We start from the raw sequence: 3,458 nt of genomic DNA, 5'->3' as shown, positions 1-3,458 counted from the left end.
GCAGGCCAAGGGGATGATCATGATCACGCTGAAGGTGGACGAAGCCGCCGCGTTCGACGTCCTGGTACGACGCTCGCAGACGAGCCACCTGAAACTGGTGGACGTGGCGCGGGAGGTCGTCCGAGTCGGCTCCTCGAAGCGGTAGCCGCTCGCGTCGGGACGAGCCCTATGCGGCGGGATGCAGCAGCACCTTGCTGTAGCCGTCTTCGCGCTTGTCGAACCGGCTGTAGGCGTCAGGTGCTTCGTCGAGGCTCACTTCGTGGGACACGATCACGGACGGGTTCGCCTGGCCGCGGATGATCAGGTCGCGCAGATAGCGGTTGTACTTCTTGACCGGACACTGACCGGTGCCGAAGGAAATCCCCTTGGTGAAGGCGGTCCCGAAGTCGAACGGGTACCGGCCCTGCTTCGCCTCCTCCGTTGCGGCACCGGGGTCTTCCGGTTCGTAGACCCCGACGACCCCGATCGCCCCGGTCGCCCGGACGCAGGCGACGAGGTTGTCGAGCACCATCGCCGGGTGCTCCTGGCCGGCCGGGTCGTGCGCCTGGTACCCGACCGCCTCGACCCCGCAGTCGACCCCGAACCCGTCGGTGGCGTCCATCACGGCTTCGACCGGCTCCGTCTCGGCGAGGTTGATGGCGGTCGCGCCGATCCGCTCGGCAAGTGCGAGGCGGTCAGCCTGGTAGTCGACGACGAACGTCTGCGAAGCGCCGCGGACGTTCGCGCTCATCGCGGCGAGCAGACCGACCGGCCCCGCGCCGAAGATCGCGACGGTCTTGCCCGGAGTCACCTTCGCCAGCTCGGTGCCGTGGTAGCCGGTCGGGAAGATGTCCGACAACATGGTGAAGTCGTTCTCCCACTCGTTGCCCTCGGGGAGCTCGAGCAGGTTGAAGTCCGCCCACGGAACCCGGAGCAACTCTGCCTGCCCGCCCCAGTACGGGCCCATCATCGGATAGCCGTAGCCGGCGCCCGGCTGGCCCGAGGGGTTCGCCCGCAGACAGGCCGACGTCCAGCCGTCGTTGCAGTTGCGGCAGGTGCCGCAGGCGAGGTTGAACGGTACGGAGACCCGGTCACCCACTTTGATCCGGGTGACTCCTGGGCCCACCTCCTCGACGATGCCCATGTTCTCGTGGCCGAGCACCATGCCCGGATCCATGTCGACTCGTCCCTCGTAGGGGTGAAGATCCGACCCGCATATGTTTGCGGTGGTGATCCGGATGATCGCGTCACCCGGCTTCTCGATCTTCGGGTCGTCGACGTTTTCGACGCTGACCTGGAACGGTGCTTTGTAGACGACAGCCTTCATGAGGTTGGTCCTCCCACTGATCGGTGAAGTGGGCTGGTGCACGGGCGCCCCGGAGTCAGGCGTGGGCGCGCCCGGGCTGGTGTGCGGTTCGCACATCGTCGACTCGCTGCTGAGTCGGGGTGAACGTCGCCAATCTGCCCGGCCGTTCCGGCAACAAACAGCCAGCCCGGACGCCGCCGGCGGGCGCATCCGTCGTACCTGTCGTCTTCAGGCGCGGGCGGGCGCTCCGACGACCCGGTTGCGGCCCTGGTCCTTTGCCTCGTAGAGCGCGGCGTCGGCAGCCCCGAGCAGCTCGCGCGTGGTCTCACCGTTCGACGGGTACTCCGCCACCCCGATCGAGATCGTCGGGAACGGCTGCAGGACGCCGGTGGTCGCCTCGCCGCGGCGCTGCCACTCGACGCCGAGGCGCTGTGCCCGCACCACGCCGTCGGCGAGTGGGGTGTCCGGCAGGATCACCACGAACTCCTCGCCGCCGAATCGCGCGACGACGTCCTCGCCACGGGTGGACTCGAGCAGGAAGCGGCCGAGGTTGCGGAGTACGACGTCGCCGCCGTGGTGGCCGTGCGTGTCGTTGAACAGCTTGAAGTGGTCCAGGTCCAACACCGCGACCGCGAGGCTCTGCTTGCGACGCCGGGCTCGTTCCAGCTCGCGGTCGAAGGACTCGTCGAGGAAACGACGGTTGAACAGGCCGGTCAGCGCATCTCGGATCGACTGGTCGCGAAGGGTGTCACGCAGCCGGATGTTCGCCAGCGTCAGGCTCCACTGGTCTCGGACCAGATTGGCCAGCTCCTCGATGCGGTGCAGCGCGGGCAACGCGTCGTCTCGGGTGGCGACCCGAACGTGAACGACGCCGATCGCCTCGTTCTGGGCGATCAACGGGACACACACCGACCAGGCGGTGTCGGCCGGCATGTGCGGGCACGGAAGAGCAAGCGCGTCGTTGCCGAGCTGGTGCACGTGTCCGGTACGCAGCGCCCAGCAGTCCTCCGCGTGGAACGCCTCAGCTGGCTCGAGACCATTCCAGGTCGCGACCGGCTCCAGGCCGTCGTGATCGGCGAGCGCCGCGAACACCGCGCCGGGGACGCCTTCGAACAGGCTCGCGCCGGCGCGGGCGATGACCTGCATCGCTTCGTCGAGGCGGGCGCAGCTCTGCATGACCTGGCTCGCCCGCGACAGCGCCGACATGTCCCGCGAGCGCGCTTCGAGATCCATCACCGCCGACCGCAGCTGAGCGTTGGCGTCGCGCAGCTCCTGCTCCTTGCGCTTGCGGTCGCTCGCGTCGCGTACCGCGGCGGAGACGAACGTTCCCTCGTCGGTGACGAGAGGGCTCAGGCCGATGTCCACCGGGAACTCGGTGCCGTCGGCGCGCAACGCGGTGAGCTCGAGCCCCGTACCCATCGGGCGGTTGCGCGGATCGCGCACGTAGCCTTCGCGGTGCGTCGGATGCCCGGCACGCGCACGGTGCGGCACGAGCGTCTCGAGCGGCTTGCCGACCAGCTCCTCGCGCGTCCACCCGAACAGCAGCTCCGCTTTGCGGTTGGTGAGCTGGATCGTGCCTCGGCCGTCGACGACGACAATGCCGTCGGGTGCCGCCTCGAGCAGCTCGGCGTAGAAGTCGGGGCTCCGCCTCGGAATCGGGGGCTCGACCGGCTCGCTCTGCCGGGGCAGCGCCGGGTGGCCGAGACGGTCAGGCTGGGTCGATGGCACGGGTCCACAGTGGCCCGGAAACCGCAGGCCGACCATCCCCCTTTTTGACCATCTTGGGCAGCGATGTCGGCCACGCGATGCTCCTGCGCGGGAGACTCAAATCGTGCGAAAGCTGACCTTCGGCATGAACGTGAGCGTCGACGGCTACATTGCTGGGCGCGGTGACGACCTCGGCTGGAGTGCGCCGAGCGCGGAGCTGTTCCAGTGGTGGTCCGACCGGGTGGCGGCCACCGGCACGGCGCTGTACGGGCGCAAGCTGTGGGAGGCGATGAGCTCGCACTGGCCGACCGCCGACCAGCAGCCGGGAGTCACGCCGGCGGAGATCGAGTTCGCCCGCCGCTGGCGCGAGATGCCGAAGGTGGTGTTCTCCTCTTCTCTGCGCACGGTCGACTGGAACACCCGCCTCGTCACCGGTGACGCAGTCGCCGAGATCACTCGGCTGAAA

General features: G+C 68.7%; 4 protein-coding genes. 2 read left to right on the top strand and 2 right to left on the bottom strand.

Going from position 1 to position 3,458, the window contains the following annotated elements; translation table 11 throughout:
• The first annotated feature begins 13 nt into the window (after positions 1–13).
• The gene (locus VG899_01730; protein HWA65076.1) at positions 14–145 is read left to right on the top strand and encodes an ANTAR domain-containing protein; all 132 of its coding nucleotides are present in this window, start codon (positions 14–16) and stop codon (positions 143–145) included.
• Between the two features lie 21 nt (positions 146–166).
• On the opposite strand, the gene VG899_01725 is transcribed toward VG899_01730, so the two are convergent.
• Entirely contained in the window at positions 167–1,306 is a 1,140-nt protein-coding gene (locus tag VG899_01725) for a glutathione-independent formaldehyde dehydrogenase (GenBank protein HWA65075.1), read from the bottom strand.
• Positions 1,307–1,513: 207 nt separating this feature from the next.
• Positions 1,514–3,013: a diguanylate cyclase gene (locus VG899_01720; protein ID HWA65074.1), complete on the bottom strand. Its 1,500-nt coding sequence runs from the start codon at positions 3,011–3,013 to the stop codon at positions 1,514–1,516.
• 103 nt (positions 3,014–3,116) lie between these two features.
• Here VG899_01720 and VG899_01715 point away from each other — a divergent pair.
• The coding region (locus tag VG899_01715) for a dihydrofolate reductase family protein (protein HWA65073.1) at positions 3,117–3,458 on the top strand (342 nt) is incomplete at its 3' end.

This window comes from Mycobacteriales bacterium (assembly GCA_035550055.1).
Taxonomy (GTDB): domain Bacteria; phylum Actinomycetota; class Actinomycetes; order JAFAQI01; family JAFAQI01; genus DASZTV01.
This window is presented reverse-complemented; position numbering and strand designations above follow the sequence as displayed.